This is a genomic window from Chryseomicrobium imtechense (assembly GCF_041475995.1).
In the GTDB taxonomy this organism is placed as follows: domain Bacteria; phylum Bacillota; class Bacilli; order Bacillales_A; family Planococcaceae; genus Chryseomicrobium; species Chryseomicrobium aureum.
On the sequence record NZ_JBGOBM010000004.1, the window covers coordinates 233,941 to 249,770 of the forward strand.

Sequence of the window (15,830 nt, forward strand, 5' to 3'; positions counted from 1 at the left end):
GCACCAACACCTCGCAATGCGGGGTGTATTTTTTGCTAAATAACTTTAACGAGTTGAAGCGTTAAATTATTTTACGTGACTTTTCAACTCTACTTCCTTATAATAGACAGTATCTCGAAAATGAAGTACAATTTTCAGAAATTCAACCGCATCATAGGAGAGGAGCAACACAATGAGTCAATCAGAATTAGAAACACTACGCAGCCGTGTCGACGAGCTGAACACCGAAATTCTCAAACTTATTAATGAACGCGCTACAGTTGTTCAAGAAATCGGTAAAGTCAAAGAGAAATCAGGTGTGAATCGCTATGATCCTCTGCGTGAGCGCAATATGCTGGATCTTTTAAAAGAATCCAATCAGGGGCCTCTCCCACAATCTACAGTCGAACATATTTTCAAAGAAATCTTTAAGACTGCTTTAGAACTACAAGTGGACGACCAAAAGAAAGCCTTATTGGTATCCCGTAAAAAGAAAGCAGAAGATACAATTGTTACTGTGAACGGAGAGCCAATTGGACAAGGAAAACCATCATTCGTATTTGGACCTTGTGCAGTTGAATCCTACACACAAGTGGCAGAGGTTGCCGCATCAATTCAATCCAAAGGGTTAAAACTTATCCGTGGGGGAGCATACAAGCCACGTACGTCTCCATACGATTTCCAAGGACTTGGTCTAGATGGATTAAAAATCCTGAAACAAATTTCAGATGAGTTCGGTTTGGGCGTGGTATCTGAAATTGTTACACCTGGACATTTAGAAGAAGCACTTGATTACATCGATGTGATTCAAGTGGGTGCTCGCAACATGCAGAACTTCGAACTATTAAAAGCAGTTGGTTCAATAGATAAACCGGTTCTTCTAAAACGTGGAATCTCAGCGACACTGGACGAATTTGTTCATGCTGCAGAATACATCATGTCGCAAGGAAATGATCAAATCATTCTTTGTGAGCGTGGTATCCGTACGTATGAAAAAGCAACACGCAACACATTAGATATTTCTGCGGTGCCAATTTTGAAACAAGAAACGCACTTGCCAGTATTTGTAGATGTTACGCACTCAACAGGGCGTCGTGATATCTTGTTACCAGCAGCAAAAGCTGCTCTTGCCATTGGAGCAGATGGAGTGATGGCAGAGGTTCATCCAGATCCAGCTGTTGCTTTATCAGATCAAGCTCAACAAATGAACTTGAAGCAATTTGATGAGTTCTACAGTTCATTACAAAATTTCATGAAATCTCATGAGATTCACGCATAAAACTGAGCATCCTTCGGGGTGCTTTTTTTCGTTGTTAAAAGTAAATGATTTCCTTTCATGAAATGCCATGATTTTATACGTTTTTCATACAAAAGTATTGTATACTAAGTTAAATAGTACCTGACAAAGGGGAGAAAACCATGACAGTCACGATTTATGATGTAGCACGTGAAGCAAATGTCTCAATGGCTACAGTCTCACGTGTAGTAAATGGCAACCAAAATGTAAAGCCGGCAACTCGCCAGAAAGTTCTTGCCGTCATTGAACGTCTTGATTATCGTCCAAATGCAGTAGCACGTGGATTAGCAAGTAAAAAAACAAAAACTGTTGGCGTTATTATTCCCGACATCTCGAATGTCTTTTATGCAGAACTTGTGCGTGGAATTGAAGATATCGCAACAATGTATCGCTATAACATTATTCTGACCAACTCAGACCAACAGCCTCAAAAAGAAGCGCAACTGCTCTCGACTTTATTGAGTAAACAAGTGGATGGCGTAGTGTTGATGAGTGATCAATTATCAAATGAGCTCCGTGATGAAATGAAACGTTCATCTATCCCGATGGTTCTTGCAGGGACTTTAGATCAAGCGACGGATACGCCTTCTGTGAATATCGAATATCATGAAGCGGCAGTTCAAGCTGTTGAACGACTAATTCAAAACGGTCATCAACGAATTGCTTATGTGACCGGTTCGTTGAAGTCATCCATTAATCGTTTGCACAAGCTCACAGGATACGAGAAAGCTTTGGATGCTGCAGACCTTGAAGTAGACTCGGACTTGATTGTAGAGGTCGAGAATACATATGAGGAAGGGATTCGTGCGTTTGAACAACTCCAAAGCCTAAAGCAACCTCCAACTGCTTATTTTGCAGGAAATGATGAGATTGCAATCGGCATTTTGCAAGGCGCAAAAGATGCAAATCTAGATGTCCCAGGTGATATTGAAATCATCAGTTTTGAAGATTCAAAATTAACCCGTATGGTGCGCCCGCAATTAACAAGTATTGCAATGCCTCTATATGATATTGGTGCGGTTTCGATGCGTTTACTTACGAAGTACATGAACAATGAAAAAGTCGAAGAGGGTACAGTTATTTTGCCGTACCGTCTCGAAGAACGTCAGTCAGTGAAATAATACTTGAATTTAAGTCGCCCTCCATCCAGAACGCCATTTCCAGGGGGAATTTCCCCGAGCCTCCCCACGTAAGCTGAAAGAAGAGCACTTTCAGCTTCGTTGCCGGGTCTCGTGAAAACTCCGATAGCCCGGGAAATGACGTCCTGGCTTACGGGCTCAGTTAGTATACAAAAGTCATTTTAATTTATCTCAACATTTCTTCAAGAAGAAGATCATAGAATTTTTCTCTCCAGTTAATTAGCATGCACTCGCTATCCTAAACTATATTTAATTAGACGCTAAAAAAGGCCTCCAACCAGAAATTTCTTTTCTGGTGGGGGCCTTTTTTGTAGTATTTGTTTGAAATACATTTGCAGCTGTACAATTAGTTTCCATAATATGAGCAATGTAACAATGAGCTTCGCTAACGTCATAATGGAAGCTGCTAACGTCACGATCAGCCGAATTAATGTAGTAATCACCGTAGTAGTGCACTAAAGTCAAAGAGCTTCTAAAAGATTCTGTGATAAAAACTAAAGTTGAGTGGAATGGAGGGGTTGACTCCAGTGGGATTCCAGTCTGCCGTGAGATCCCGCAGGCGCTTGCGACGAGGAAGCTCACGCAGCGCCCACGGAAAGCAGCCCCGCAGTGGAACTCAACGTTTTAGAGTGGCGTTCTCCACATCTAAATGGAATCGAGTTGCTAACGCCAGAAACACGCTCCGGAATCAGCCGCACCCGCAAAGGCTGAAGAGCGCCTTCACGGGCACGTCTGATTTCCTCGGAGTTTCTAGAGTGGCGTTCTCCACATCTAAATGGAATCGAGTTTCGCCTCCTAGAAATCCCGCAAGAAGCCATCGCGGCCTATGAAGCAAAAAGCGCTTCACAGTCCACGCTGTCTTCTCGCACAATTTCTGACCAGTCGGCTCCACATCTAAAGACTCATCTTTTTCTCATTCCGAATAATGTACAAAGATTTCTCTAACATCTGCTGATTCTTCTCTGTGATTTCTGCTTTACGAGGAATAGCTTCGTAAAGAGGGGACGGATCTTCCCATGTCGGTATGAGGGGGACTGGGCTTTCTTGCTCCCATCGCTCTAACCACGTTTTTGGTAACTCCCCAGTAGGTGCCGGTTGATCCGACATTTCCAACCAGATCAGCGACCATGCACGAGGGACTACGCGCCAAATATCATAACCGCCGCCGCCAACCGCAATCCATTTCCCCCCACAATATTCATGCGCAAGTTCATGCGCTAGTTTAGGAATCTCTTTGTAGGTTTCGATTGTTCCATATAAATGTGTAAGAGGATCAAAGTAATGAGCATCTGCACCATTTTGCGTCAAAATCACATCTGGCTTAAAATGCTCTACGATTTCCCGGAATGCAGCACGGTAAATCTCTAAAAACGATTCGTCTTCTGTGAAGGCATCGATTGGGAAATTGAACGAAGTCCCATAGCCTTCACCTGAACCACGCTCTGTGATATTCCCCGTTCCAGGGAAAAGGTAGCGACCTGTCTCATGAATCGAGATTGTGCATACATTTGGGTCATCGTAAAAACACCATTGTACACCGTCCCCATGATGCGCATCCGTATCGATATACAGAACGCGAGCATTGTATTTTTGCTGCATATACCGAATTGCTACAGAGCTATCGTTATAAACACAAAATCCTGAAGCTTTTCCTCGGAATCCATGATGCAGGCCACCACCCAAGTTAACCGCATGTTTCGCTTTACCTTCCATTACATAGTCGACTGCAGTCAATGTACTTCCGACAAGACGGGCACTTGCTTCGTGCATGCCAACAAATAGTGGCGTATCTTCCGTGCCAATGCCGTACGCTTCAAATTCCTCTGCATTGCAATCTGGCTCGCTCGCTTTTTTTACAGCGTCGATATAGCGCATGTCGTGTGCCAACGCGAGTTCTTCGTCAGTGGCCATACGAGGTTCGACTATATGTTGTTTTGAAAGCGCATTCATTTTTGTTAATAAATCAACCGTCAGTGTCAAACGTTTCTGGTTGAATGGATGTGTATCTGAAAACCGGTACCCCAATTGGTCTTCTGAATAGACAAATACAGCTTCGTTTACAGTGTCGGGTGACTTGGCCATATGACGTCAAACCCTTCTTTTTCAAGAGCAGAAACGAGCTTTAGGGGATTGATCGTTTTTACTCGAATTACAAGAATCTTGTAGAGCTCGTCTTTTTTATCAGGATAGACCAGTACAGACAAGACGTTTACACGGTGTTCGTAAAATACTTTAGAGACTTCAAACAATACACCTGATTTATTTGGAACACGGATTTCAATTTGAGAACCGGGTTGCGTAACGCCTGTTAACTCAATGAATTTATAAAGCATGTCGGACTCTGTAATCATTCCCACAAGTTTTCCTTTACTGACAATTGGTAAGCACCCGATACGATTGTCGTAAAAAATGGTAGCGGTTTCTTCCACAAAGTCAAGAGGATGACCAGTAATAGGGTTTGGAGTCATGATTTTTTCAATCGGTGTATCAAGCACGCTATAGTCATCTGAATCCAACAGATTTGAAGGTGTTGCTTGTTTGATATCACGATCAGTAATGACACCGAGTACTTCGCGTTCGTCATTCACAACTGCAATGTGGCGTATTTTTTTTTCTCGAAGTGTGGCAGCCGCTTCTCTCAATGTTTGCGTGGGAAGGAGCGTAGCCACATCCGTATTCATAATTTCTTCGATAATCATGAGCGAGCCTCCTAGTACATGAAACGATTCATAAATCGTAGCTGATCAAATTGTTGGATAGAATCATTATCGACGCGTGAGCCGATGCGAGCCATTAAACAGTTTGCCGGGTGCGAACTAATTTCTGGGTCATCTGTAGCGAAATATTCAAGTCCACCCGCATTCATCATTTTTTCCATTACTTTTCGGTATTCCCATACGTTTAAACCTGTTCCTTTTAAATCCCAGTGCCAATAATATTCCGTTGTGATGACAATGTAATCGTTCATCGCATCGTCCATCATCGAAACCTTTAAAAGACTTTTTCCTACTCCGCTTCCTCGGTATTTCGGAATCACTTCGATTGCACCGAGTTCAATCAAATTTTCCATGTTTCCTTTCGACCAGCGTTCAAGAGGGTCTGGGTGCAAGAATGTCGCATACCCGACAATAGTTGTTTGCTCTCGAACAATAATCAAACGGCCTTCCGGTAACTTTGCAATATCGATAATTGCTTTATGTTGTTGATCGGGGACACGGAAAGAGGTCAAATCCTCGTGAAACTGCAAAGAAGCAATTTCCTCACTTGGCACAGGACCTTCTACGATTACAGTTCCGTGTTTTGTCTTCACTTCAATGGCATTGTAGGTTTTTTTATGAATCACATGCACACCACCTTCATTTTACTCTTATCCATTATACCGTATACCCTAGAAAATGTGTGCGCTTTCAAGAAACATTCAGAATAGTTGTACAAACGAAATAACTTTAGGTAAAATAAGGGGGTACTTACATAGAAGGGGTGACAGTATGAAACTGGAAACATTAGCAGCAGTTCAAGGAAACTATAATCTTTCGGAGTATGAATCGTTCTCAAAAGATTTCTCATGGGATAGTGCATCTGAGGTATTTGACTGGCACAAGACGGGGAAAATGAACATTGTACATGAGGCGATTGACCGTCATGCATATTCTTCAAACAAGAATAAAGTGGCGCTCTTTTATCAAGACAATGATCGTAAGGAAAGCTATACGTTTTACGAAATGATGCGCAATGTAAACCGAGCGGCAAATACGCTTTCTAAATATTCATCTCTTGAAAAAGGGGACCGCATGTTCATCTTCATGCCACGTTCACCGGAGTTGTATTTTGCACTTTTAGGTGCATTAAAGATGGGAGTAATTGTAGGGCCTTTGTTTGAAGCATTCATGGAAGGCGCGGTGTATGACCGTTTAGATGACAGCGATGCGAAAGTATTAGTGACTACTCCAGAACTTCTCAGTCGCGTACCTGTCGACAAGCTTCCAAAACTTGAAACAATCTTCCTCGTTGGGGAGTATGATTCATTTGATGAGAAGTATGTTGATTTTACAGCAGGCCTTCAAGAAGCAAGTGACAAGTTTGAAACGGTGTGGGTTGATCAAGAAGATGGTTTAGTGCTTCATTACACATCGGGTTCTACTGGTAAGCCAAAAGGAATCTTACATGTACATGGTGCGATGGTTCAACACTACCACACGATGAAGTGGGTCATGGATGTGAAAGAGAATGATATTTACTGGTGTACTGCGGATCCAGGCTGGGTTACGGGTACTGTATACGGAATCTTTGGTCCTTGGCTGACAGGAACAACATCTCTTATTTTAGGTGGACGTTTCTCACCAGATGCGTGGTATAAAGCAATTCAAGACTATGGTGTGACAGTTTGGTATAGTGCACCGACAGCTTTCCGCATGTTGATGGGAGCAGGGGACAACCTTGTAAAAGAGTATGACTTATCAACTCTTCGCCACTTGTTATCGGTTGGGGAGCCGTTAAATCCAGAAGTTGTGAAATGGGGCATGCAAGTATTTGGGCTTCGTATCCACGACACATGGTGGATGACTGAAACAGGAGGTCAGATGATTTGTAATTACCCGACGATGGCAATCAAGCCAGGCTCGATGGGGAAACCAATTCCAGGCGTGTATGCAGCTATCATCGACAACGAAGGAAATGAAGTACCACCGCTAACAATGGGGAATCTAGCCATTAAAAAAGGTTGGCCATCGATGATGCGAGAAGTATGGAACAATAAAGAGAAGTATGACTCGTATTTCATGAACGATGAATGGTATTTCTCGGGAGATTCGGCGTATATGGATGAAGACGGGTATTTCTGGTTCCAGGGGCGCGTGGATGATGTCATCATGACGTCAGGTGAGCGAGTAGGGCCGTTCGAAGTAGAAAGTAAATTAATTGAACATCCGGCTGTTATGGAAGCTGGCGTCATCGGAAAACCAGATCCGGTCCGCGGTGAAATCATAAAGGCGTTCATCGCTTTAAACGAAGGCTATGAGCAATCGGATGAGCTGGTCGCTGAGATTCAGCAGTTCGTGAAAAAAGGATTGGCTGCACATGCTGCTCCTCGTGAAATTGAATTCAAAGACAAACTTCCAAAAACACGAAGTGGAAAGATCATGCGTCGCGTTTTAAAAGCGTGGGAATTGAATCTACCGACGGGTGACTTATCGACAATGGAAGATTAAAAAGGTAAAGCAAAAAGGGAGTTTCTCAAATTTTGAGAAACTCCCTTTCGTATGTTCTATGATGCACTTATGCTCTAACTTTTATTCTATTCAGTACCTTCTTCGGGTTCTTCTGGCTCTTCAGGTTCTACCGGGTCGACTGGATCCGTGTCATCTCCACCGCCAGTGCCTCCGCCATTCCCGCCGCCAGAGTTGCCACCGCCAGAGTTACCACCACCAGAATTTCCGCCGCCATCCCCGCCACCAGTTGCAGGTGGAGTTGTTGGGGTAGGAGTTGGAGCAGGCTCTGGCTCAGGGCGCTCACGCGTAACGGCATTTGATGGCGCAGATTGTTTACCTGTAATATCGACTGCACGAACAGAGTAATCTCCAAATCCACCAAGTGTGTATCGGTTTGCGCTAGCTTGTGGAACAGCTGCGATTCGTGTAGAGCCTTGATAAATATAGTATCCGACAACATCAGCAGAACCAGAATCTGTCCATGTCATAACATCTCCTGAAACGGAAGCTGTTACACCAGATGGAGCTGCATCATCTGCTTGGAATACATCTTCTGAAACTACATTTGAAGCAAAACCTGAGTTCTCAGGGAATAACTTACTCGCGTTGCCACCGAAGCGACCAAGCATACGTTCAATGAAGGACTCGCTTACACCAAATCCGCCTCTCACAACGAACTCTTGTGGTGTGCTGTCAAGAGCACGGTAGCGATTGCCATTGATTGTTACATACGATGAGCTCACTAAACTATCATCAGGTTTAGTTGGTAAGAAAGCAGCTGCGTTAAATAAGTCGGAACGTACAAGTCCTGCATTAGAACAAGCAGATGATGGTGCAAGACCAGAAATACTACAGAATGATCGTTCTACCACACCTTCAGGACGTTGGAACGTTTTATTCGGTGCAGCAATCAATTCTGGATTTACATCATACAGTCCGTTCATAATATTCGCCCATAAAGTATTCGAGCGAACAGAAGGATGACCATACGTGTTGTTCATATAGAACAGTGTGTTATCTCCTGCTTTAAAGTTGTAATTGTCATATCCGAGCCATACGCTCAATGTCACGTTTGGATTGTAGCCGATCAACCAAGAATCTTTATGGTCTTGTGTTGTACCAGTTTTTCCAGCAAAGTCTGAGTTAAATTTTAGACGAGAATTGGCAACAGTTGCTGTTCCCTCATCAAATACATCGCGCATCATATCGTTCATGATGTAAGAAGTCGCTGGACTAAATACTTGAACAGGCTCAGCTTTGTGCTCAAATACGACGTTGCCGTCAAAATCTTCGATTTTTTCAATTAAGTAAGCATCGACAAATGATCCATTGTTCGCAAACATCGAAAATGCATTTGTATTGTCTTCAATAGTGACGCCTGTCGTTGTTCCTCCAATAGAGATAGAAGGGTAGTCATTCTCTTTCTTTTCTACACTGCTAAAGCCCATTTTGTGTAGCAAATCAATCGGTTGGCGTTGTTTGACTTCATCATACAAGCGAACCGCAGTTAAGTTTTGAGAAGTTGTCAAAGCACTACGTACAGAAATGATTCCTTTTTCTTGGTTCGGATTGTAGTTCGACGGTTCCCAACCAGAATTCGATGCATCTGTTAATGAGAACTTTACATCGACCACCGGTGAACCTGCACCTACAAGTCCGTACTCAATGGCTGGAGCATAGACCATTAAAGGTTTGAATGTGGAACCAGGAGAACGGAAGGCAGTCGTAGAGTGATTCAAGGCTTCAAGGTTATGGTCACGACCACCCATGAAGGCAAGAATACGACCCGTTTGGTTTTCTAAAAGCATTCCACCAACTTGAACCGGTTCTTCAACTGTTTCAATTTCACCAGTTTCTTCGTTCTTTACTTCTTTCACACGTGTATACCCATACATATCGTAAGAGTCTTTTATTTCTTCCATTTTTCGCATTAAGCCTTCGTCAATCGTTGTGTGGATGCGGTATCCACCAGTAGCAATTTCTTGACGTGCTAGTTGACGATATTCTGTTCGAAGAGAGGAGTCGCCATCTACGCGGTCTGGATCAAGACCGTCACGCTCGGCTAAGATTTTTGCCATGATTGTCGTGACTCGTTCTTCAACTTCAATCGTTAACCAAGGTAAGTCTTCATACGTAGAAGCTTCACGTGGTTTAAAGTCTTTTGTAATGTCATAAGCTAGAGCCTCTTGATACTCAGCATCCGTAATATACTCTGTCTCATTCATACGGAAGAGAACCGTCTTCATCCGGTCGATTCCAGGTTGTAATCCTTCAGCATCTTTTAACTCACCTTTACTAGTGAAAGGTGTGTAGCGATAAGGAGCTTGTGGAATTCCTGCGATGTAAGCGGCTTGGGCGAGGTTCAAATCTTTTGCTTCTACACCAAAAATCCCTTGCGCAGCCGTCTCGATCCCAGCAATATTGCGTCCACTTGAATTTCGACCATACGGAATGATGTTCAAGTATGCTTCTAAAATTTCATCTTTCCCCATATATTCTTCTAAGCGCATAGCCAATAGTAGCTCTTTTGCTTTACGAGAGTAAGAAACTTCATTAGTGAGGATTTGGTTTTTAATGATTTGTTGCGTCAGTGTGGATCCACCTGTCTGAGTGTCCGCATTTGTAATATCTTGTACTAATCCGCGAAGAACAGCTTTCGGCACGATTCCATCGTGTACTTCAAAATATTCATCTTCTGTTGCAAATACTGCATTTAAGACATTCTCAGAGACGGCATCGAGCTTTGTTTCTGTTCGCTCGAGATCCGTTCGCATCTTCCCAAAATAATTATTATCTTTGAAATAGATTTCAGATGTCTCTTCATACGTAAATACGGCGTTTTTCATCTGTTCAGGTGATCGCAACGGCTCGTCTTTGACAAGAGCTGCAAAATAACCTGCACCAACAGATGCACCAAACGCACCAAGTACTAGAAACAGAACGAGAACAATCAATGCCAGATTCCAAAAAACACTTCCAGTGATACGTAATGCTTTGGCCCATTTCGAACGGGTCCAGTTATCTAATCGTTCCTTCAAACTCAAGGTCGTGCACCCCCTAAAAAATCACTTCATTATACCATATTTAGCAAGTAAATTTCGATAGTTATTGACAACTCTATGGAAATCGGTAAAATAGGGGTATATTTAAGCGATGAATAAATGCGAGTAGCTTTTGGATGATGCCATTAGAAATCTGGTGGGTGCTGCAAACCAGACATTCCCATAAGTGAAGTACAGTTTAGGAGCTTGACGTATGACGGCGTTAACGTCATTCGAGTGAGAAGGAGATAGCTCCTTTCTAAACTGGGTGGTACCGCGCAAACAAGCGTCCCTGCATCTTTTTGATGCAGGGACTTTTTTGTTGAGAATCGCAAAAAGGAGGAAAAACAATGTCAAAACAATTACTAGACGATTTAAGCTGGAGAGGCTTGTTATATCAACAAACGGATGAAGAGGGAATGGCCGCTCTTCTTGAGAAAGAGAAAGTAGCCCTTTACTGTGGAGTTGATCCTACAGCTGACAGTATGCATATCGGCCACATTGTGCCACTACTTACGTTGCGTCGCTTTCAAATGCATGGGCATCAACCTATCCTGTTAGTGGGTGGAGCAACAGGAACAATCGGAGATCCATCTGGACGCTCTGAGGAACGCCAACTGCAGACGATGGAACAAGTCGATCAAAATGTCGCAGCGATTGCTGAACAAATGAAACGAATTTTTGATTTTGACACAGACAACGGTGCCAAGATGGTCAACAACAAAGACTGGATCAGCTCGATGACGATCATCGACTTCTTACGCGATTACGGTAAACTTGTGAATATCAATTACTTGCTTGCAAAAGATTCGATTTCATCTCGTTTAGATTCTGGTCTTTCTTTCACTGAATTTGCATACACACTTATTCAAGGAATTGACTTTAATCATTTGTACAATCACCACAACTGTCGTGTGCAGATTGGTGGATCCGATCAGTGGGGGAATATTACGACAGGACTTGAAATGATTCGTAAAACACATGATGAAGAAGCAAAAGCATTCGGTATCACGATTCCACTAGTAACAAAAGCAGATGGGACAAAATTTGGAAAAACAGCAGGAGGAGCAGTTTGGTTAGATGCCTCTAAAACTTCTCCATATGAATTCTTCCAATTCTGGATCAACACTGCAGACGCAGATGTGATTAAATACTTGAAAATCTTTACGTTTATCGAGCGTACTGAAATTGAAGAACTTGAGAAAGCAGTAGAAGAGCAGCCACATCTTCGAGAAGCACAAAAGCGCCTTGCAAAAGAGATGACAGAATTGATTCATGGGGTGGATGCACACGAGCAGGCTGTTCGTATTTCACAAGCATTGTTTAGTGGAAACCTGAAAGAACTATCTGTCGCGGAAATGAAAGATGCATTCAAAGATGTACCGTCCGCAGAAGTTACAAAAGAAGAGAAAAACATTGTGGATTTGCTGATTGAAGCAGGGGTCTCCCCATCGAAACGTCAAGCACGTGAAGATGTATCAAATGGGGCTATCTCACTAAATGGGGAAAAAGTAACGGATGTTGCATATATGGTGAGTGGTTCAGATCGTCTAGACGATCAATTCCTAATTGTAAGAAGAGGAAAGAAAAACTATAAGATGATACATTTCTTACAGTAGATGGTAGTAATAATTAGTGAAAAAAATCAAAATTGACTAATTTTTTGTGATGTATATGTGGTACACTTACAGTATATATGAACCTATGCAAGGAGTACCGGTATGTCTCAAACAAAAATTTGTGTAGTTAATCTAATTGATGATTTCTTTGTCATTTTAAATGAGAAAGAAACAAATGAACGAATTTTTATTCCTAAGGATAAATTTACGATCAAAGCAAAGCCTGGAGACGAGCTCGAAGTAACACGTGATGAGCGTTTGAATGGCTATATCTTTAAAGAAATTATGTAATTGAAAACCCTGTCGCTCAAATTTTGAGCGGCAGGGTTTTTGTATTTCGTTCTGGTGCTTTTAGTTACGAAATCCCTCCACCCAGGTCGCCATTTCCTGGGAGGGTTTCTTTAGCCTTTGGTGCCTGTCACCATTTACCAGCAGCTCCCATTTGGTACCTGTCACCATTTACCAACCATTTAGCCTTTGGTGCCTGTCACCATTTACCAGCAGCTCCCATTTGGTACCTGTCACCATTTACCAACCATTTATAAAACCTTGAGCAATCAGTGAAAATGAATTTTTCATGTGCTTGTTACTGTTCGGTCAGTTTCGATAGGTGGACGACTTACAAGATAAATAAAAAAAACCCCCCATAAAGGGAGGCAGTTACTCAGATTAACGAGAGTAGAACTCAACGATAAGAGCTTCGTTGATTTCAGCAGATAATTCGCTACGCTCTGGAAGACGAGTGAATTTACCAACTTTTTTGTCAGCGTCAAACTCTAAGTATTCAGGTACGAAGTTATTTACTTCAATCGCTTCATTTACAGCAGTAAGGTTTTGAGATTTTTCACGAAGTGAGATCTCTTGACCTGGTTTTACTAAATATGAAGGAATATCAACGCGTGCGCCATCGACCATAACGTGACCGTGGTTTACTAGTTGACGAGCTCCACGACGAGTGCGAGCAAGACCTAAACGGTAAACTAAGTTGTCTAAGCGAGTTTCAAGAAGAATCATGAAGTTCTCACCTTGCTTACCTTGTAACTTAGCAGCTTTGTTGAATAAAGTTTTGAACTGACGCTCGTTTAATCCGTAAGAGTGACGAAGTTTTTGCTTCTCTTGAAGCTGTAAGCCGTACTCAGAGATTTTTTTGCGTTGGTTCGGGCCGTGTTGACCTGGTGCGTAAGGACGCTTTTCTAATTCTTTACCTGTGCCGCTTAGAGAAATTCCAAGGCGACGAGACAGTTTCCATGATGGACCTGTATAACGAGACATAGTAGTCTCCTCCTCTGTTGGTTTTATTTTGTTGTAAAATAAAAACCAATTGTATTCAGTCAAAAGGCTATTTTGTCATCTGGTGATTTCGCCCATGCAGCCGAAGGGTTACGTATCACATCCACATAGAGTGGGACAAACTAGCGGCTCATGGCCATACAACTGCTGCGTTTATTTTACACAAAGACCATTGTATAACTTCCACTGTTGACTGTCAAGAGGATTCGCTAGACAAGCAAGTTTTACTGGTCTGACTTCTTGGAAAACCATTGCCAGAACTTCCTCTATCGGAGTAAACTAATAATGAAAGCGTTTACATTCAAAGGGGTGCTTGAACATATGAGAAAAGATACACGCTTGATCCATGAGGGGATGGATCCTGCCAACCACCAAGACAGTTTGACAGTGCCGCTCTACCAAACGTCAACATTTACTTTTCACAGTGCTGAACAAGGACAACGAAGATTTGCAGGGGAAGAAACAGGGGGGATTTACTCACGCCTTGGTAACCCGACAGTCGATGTATTGGAAAAACGTATGATGGCGCTTGAGCAAGGTGGAGGCGCACTAGCATTCGGTTCAGGAATGGCAGCAGTTAGTACCATTCTTGTTCATCTCACAAAGACGGGAGATCATATACTTTGTTCAAAAGGTCTTTATGGATGCACATTTGGACTGCTCGGTATTTTTGAAACGAAATACGCTATTACACATTCACTATCAGCACTAGCTTCACGTGAGCAAATCGAAGCGGCGATCCAAGAGAATACGACAGTAATTTATGTAGAGTCACCAATCAATCCAACGATGGAAATCGTGGACTTAGCGCTGGTGTGTGAAGTGGCAATTGAACGTGGAATACGGGTGGTTGTGGATAATACATTTTGCTCACCGTACTTACAACAGCCGCTTGAACTTGGCGCAGACTTCGTATTGCACAGTGCAACGAAATACTTGAATGGTCATGGGGATGTCATTGCAGGTATTTTAGTTGGAAAAGATGCAGACGAGATGCAGCAAATTCGAATGTCCGTTCAAAAAGATTACGGCGGAATTATTTCACCATTTGATGCTTGGCTCATTTTGCGTGGTTTGAAAACTCTTCACGTACGTATGGATCGCCATGTGAAAAATGCTGAGAAATTGCTCGCGTATTTGAAAACTGAGCCGAGTGTCACCAAGATATTCTATCCATTTGATGATGCCCATCCACAAGTGGAAATTGCGAGAAAACAAATGACTGCTGGGGGAGGTTTGATTTCTTTTGTAGTAGAAGGAGGAACCGAGTCGGCCCAGCGATTTTTAAATCAGTTGCAGCTAATCCACGTAGCAGTAAGTTTAGGCGACGCGGAGACTTTGATTCAACACCCTGCTACGATGACACATTCTGTAGTACCAGAAAACGATCGAATTGCGATGGGAATCGACAATGGCATGCTGCGCTTATCAGTCGGTCTTGAAGACATGGATGATATCATCGAAGATTTACAAAAAGCTTTTCAAGCTATTACGAAAGAAGGCACCAGTCAATTCTAATTTAAAAAAAACACGCACAAAGGGAGTCTCTCAATTATCATGAGAAACTCCCTTTTCAATAGTTTATATGAGTAAGGCTTTTTGTTTTGATTAAACACGGAGGCCAGAACGGCATTTCCCGGGCCATCTGAGTTTTCTCGAGACCCGGCAACGAAGATGAAAGTGCTCTTCTTTCAGCTTACGTGGGGAGGCTCGGGGAAACTCACCCAGGAAATGCCGTTCTGGCTGTAGGGTTTTCCGAATTATACTTAAAATTAGATATGTTTCATCAGATGATCAACAAACGTTTCAAGACCAGCTTGATCCACTTCCGTAAAACGTGCTTTTGAAGGACTATCGATATCTAATACACCGATGACTTCGCCGTCTTTCACAAGCGGAATAACGATTTCAGAGTTCGAAGCCGCGTCACATGCAATATGTCCAGGGAAGGCATGAACGTCCTCAATACGAAGTGTTTCGTTTTTCTCTACAGCTGTTCCACAAACTCCGCGTCCAACTGCGATTCGTACACAAGCCGGAAGTCCTTGGAAAGGCCCGAGGACCAGTTCACCGTCTTGCATCAAATAAAAGCCAACCCAATTCGTATCATCCAAAAATTGATTTAACAAAGCAGAAGCATTGCTCAAGTTTGCGATTTGATTCGTTTCACCGTCTAGTAGCGCATCCAATTGTTTAGCAAGAAGTGCGTAATTTTCTTCTAATGAAGCCGAATAAGCTTGTTGTGTGAACATCATCAT

Annotated in this window: 12 protein-coding genes and 1 other annotated feature; of the genes, 6 read left to right on the forward strand and 6 right to left on the reverse strand. The window is 42.7% G+C overall.

What is annotated here, in order from left to right:
- Positions 1 to 172: 172 nt before the first annotated feature.
- Positions 173 to 1,258, forward strand: a complete 1,086-nt coding sequence (locus AB5N96_RS06010; RefSeq protein ID WP_392454094.1) for a bifunctional 3-deoxy-7-phosphoheptulonate synthase/chorismate mutase — start codon at positions 173 to 175, stop codon at positions 1,256 to 1,258.
- A gap of 140 nt (positions 1,259 to 1,398) precedes the next feature.
- On the forward strand, positions 1,399 to 2,397 hold the full coding sequence (ccpA, locus tag AB5N96_RS06015) for a catabolite control protein A (protein ID WP_499704938.1): 999 nt from the start codon (positions 1,399 to 1,401) through the stop codon (positions 2,395 to 2,397).
- Positions 2,398 to 3,309: 912 nt separating this feature from the next.
- On the opposite strand, the gene AB5N96_RS06020 is transcribed toward ccpA, so the two are convergent.
- Genes AB5N96_RS06020 through AB5N96_RS06030 form a run of 3 tightly spaced genes read right to left on the reverse strand, consistent with a single transcriptional unit; the run spans position 3,310 to position 5,758 of the window.
- Entirely contained in the window at positions 3,310 to 4,497 is a 1,188-nt protein-coding gene (locus AB5N96_RS06020) for an acetoin utilization protein AcuC (RefSeq protein ID WP_204590482.1), read from the reverse strand.
- Positions 4,473 to 5,114, reverse strand: coding sequence for an acetoin utilization AcuB family protein (locus tag AB5N96_RS06025; protein WP_392454090.1), 642 nt, complete (start codon positions 5,112 to 5,114; stop codon positions 4,473 to 4,475). Before AB5N96_RS06025 ends, AB5N96_RS06020 begins: the two co-directional genes overlap by 25 nt.
- A gap of 11 nt (positions 5,115 to 5,125) precedes the next feature.
- On the reverse strand, positions 5,126 to 5,758 hold the full coding sequence (locus AB5N96_RS06030) for a GNAT family N-acetyltransferase (protein ID WP_204590480.1): 633 nt from the start codon (positions 5,756 to 5,758) through the stop codon (positions 5,126 to 5,128).
- 145 nt (positions 5,759 to 5,903) lie between these two features.
- Here AB5N96_RS06030 and acsA point away from each other — a divergent pair, with 145 nt between their 5' ends.
- The gene (acsA, locus tag AB5N96_RS06035) at positions 5,904 to 7,622 is read left to right on the forward strand and encodes an acetate--CoA ligase (RefSeq protein ID WP_499704939.1); all 1,719 of its coding nucleotides are present in this window, start codon (positions 5,904 to 5,906) and stop codon (positions 7,620 to 7,622) included.
- 86 nt (positions 7,623 to 7,708) lie between these two features.
- Here acsA and AB5N96_RS06040 read toward each other — a convergent pair whose 3' ends face one another.
- On the reverse strand, positions 7,709 to 10,666 hold the full coding sequence (locus AB5N96_RS06040; protein ID WP_499704940.1) for a transglycosylase domain-containing protein: 2,958 nt from the start codon (positions 10,664 to 10,666) through the stop codon (positions 7,709 to 7,711).
- Positions 10,667 to 10,766: 100 nt separating this feature from the next.
- Positions 10,767 to 10,960, forward strand: a binding site (T-box leader).
- 53 nt (positions 10,961 to 11,013) lie between these two features.
- Between AB5N96_RS06040 and tyrS the strand changes: the two genes are divergently transcribed.
- Positions 11,014 to 12,282, forward strand: a complete 1,269-nt coding sequence (gene tyrS, locus AB5N96_RS06045) for a tyrosine--tRNA ligase (protein ID WP_499704941.1) — start codon at positions 11,014 to 11,016, stop codon at positions 12,280 to 12,282.
- A 102-nt stretch (positions 12,283 to 12,384) separates the two neighbouring features.
- The gene (locus AB5N96_RS06050) at positions 12,385 to 12,573 is read left to right on the forward strand and encodes a hypothetical protein (protein ID WP_204590476.1); all 189 of its coding nucleotides are present in this window, start codon (positions 12,385 to 12,387) and stop codon (positions 12,571 to 12,573) included.
- 378 nt (positions 12,574 to 12,951) lie between these two features.
- Here AB5N96_RS06050 and rpsD read toward each other — a convergent pair whose 3' ends face one another.
- Positions 12,952 to 13,554 (reverse strand): 30S ribosomal protein S4, encoded by a 603-nt coding sequence (rpsD, locus tag AB5N96_RS06055; protein WP_204590475.1) that lies wholly within the window; start codon positions 13,552 to 13,554, stop codon positions 12,952 to 12,954.
- Between the two features lie 303 nt (positions 13,555 to 13,857).
- On the opposite strand from rpsD, the gene megL reads away from it, so the two are divergent.
- Positions 13,858 to 15,090: a methionine gamma-lyase gene (gene megL / locus AB5N96_RS06060; RefSeq protein ID WP_499704942.1), complete on the forward strand. Its 1,233-nt coding sequence runs from the start codon at positions 13,858 to 13,860 to the stop codon at positions 15,088 to 15,090.
- A 254-nt stretch (positions 15,091 to 15,344) separates the two neighbouring features.
- On the opposite strand, the gene AB5N96_RS06065 is transcribed toward megL, so the two are convergent.
- A complete protein-coding gene (locus tag AB5N96_RS06065) occupies positions 15,345 to 15,824 on the reverse strand; it encodes a free L-methionine (R)-S-oxide reductase MsrC (RefSeq protein ID WP_204590474.1) in 480 nt (159 codons plus the stop codon).
- Positions 15,825 to 15,830: the final 6 nt, after the last annotated feature.

Excerpts from the sequence above, each read along its gene's own strand:
- megL (WP_499704942.1), top strand. The coding sequence starts at position 13,858 with ATGAAAGCGTTTACATTCAAAGGGGTGCTTGAACATATGAGAAAAGAT.
- ccpA (WP_499704938.1), top strand. The coding sequence starts at position 1,399 with ATGACAGTCACGATTTATGATGTAGCACGTGAAGCAAATGTCTCAATG.
- AB5N96_RS06025 (WP_392454090.1), bottom strand. The coding sequence starts at position 5,114 with ATGATTATCGAAGAAATTATGAATACGGATGTGGCTACGCTCCTTCCC.
- AB5N96_RS06010 (WP_392454094.1), top strand. The coding sequence starts at position 173 with ATGAGTCAATCAGAATTAGAAACACTACGCAGCCGTGTCGACGAGCTG.
- rpsD (WP_204590475.1), bottom strand. The coding sequence starts at position 13,554 with ATGTCTCGTTATACAGGTCCATCATGGAAACTGTCTCGTCGCCTTGGA.
- tyrS (WP_499704941.1), top strand. The coding sequence starts at position 11,014 with ATGTCAAAACAATTACTAGACGATTTAAGCTGGAGAGGCTTGTTATAT.
- acsA (WP_499704939.1), top strand. The coding sequence starts at position 5,904 with ATGAAACTGGAAACATTAGCAGCAGTTCAAGGAAACTATAATCTTTCG.
- AB5N96_RS06050 (WP_204590476.1), top strand. The coding sequence starts at position 12,385 with ATGTCTCAAACAAAAATTTGTGTAGTTAATCTAATTGATGATTTCTTT.
- AB5N96_RS06020 (WP_204590482.1), bottom strand. The coding sequence starts at position 4,497 with ATGGCCAAGTCACCCGACACTGTAAACGAAGCTGTATTTGTCTATTCA.
- AB5N96_RS06065 (WP_204590474.1), bottom strand. The coding sequence starts at position 15,824 with ATGTTCACACAACAAGCTTATTCGGCTTCATTAGAAGAAAATTACGCA.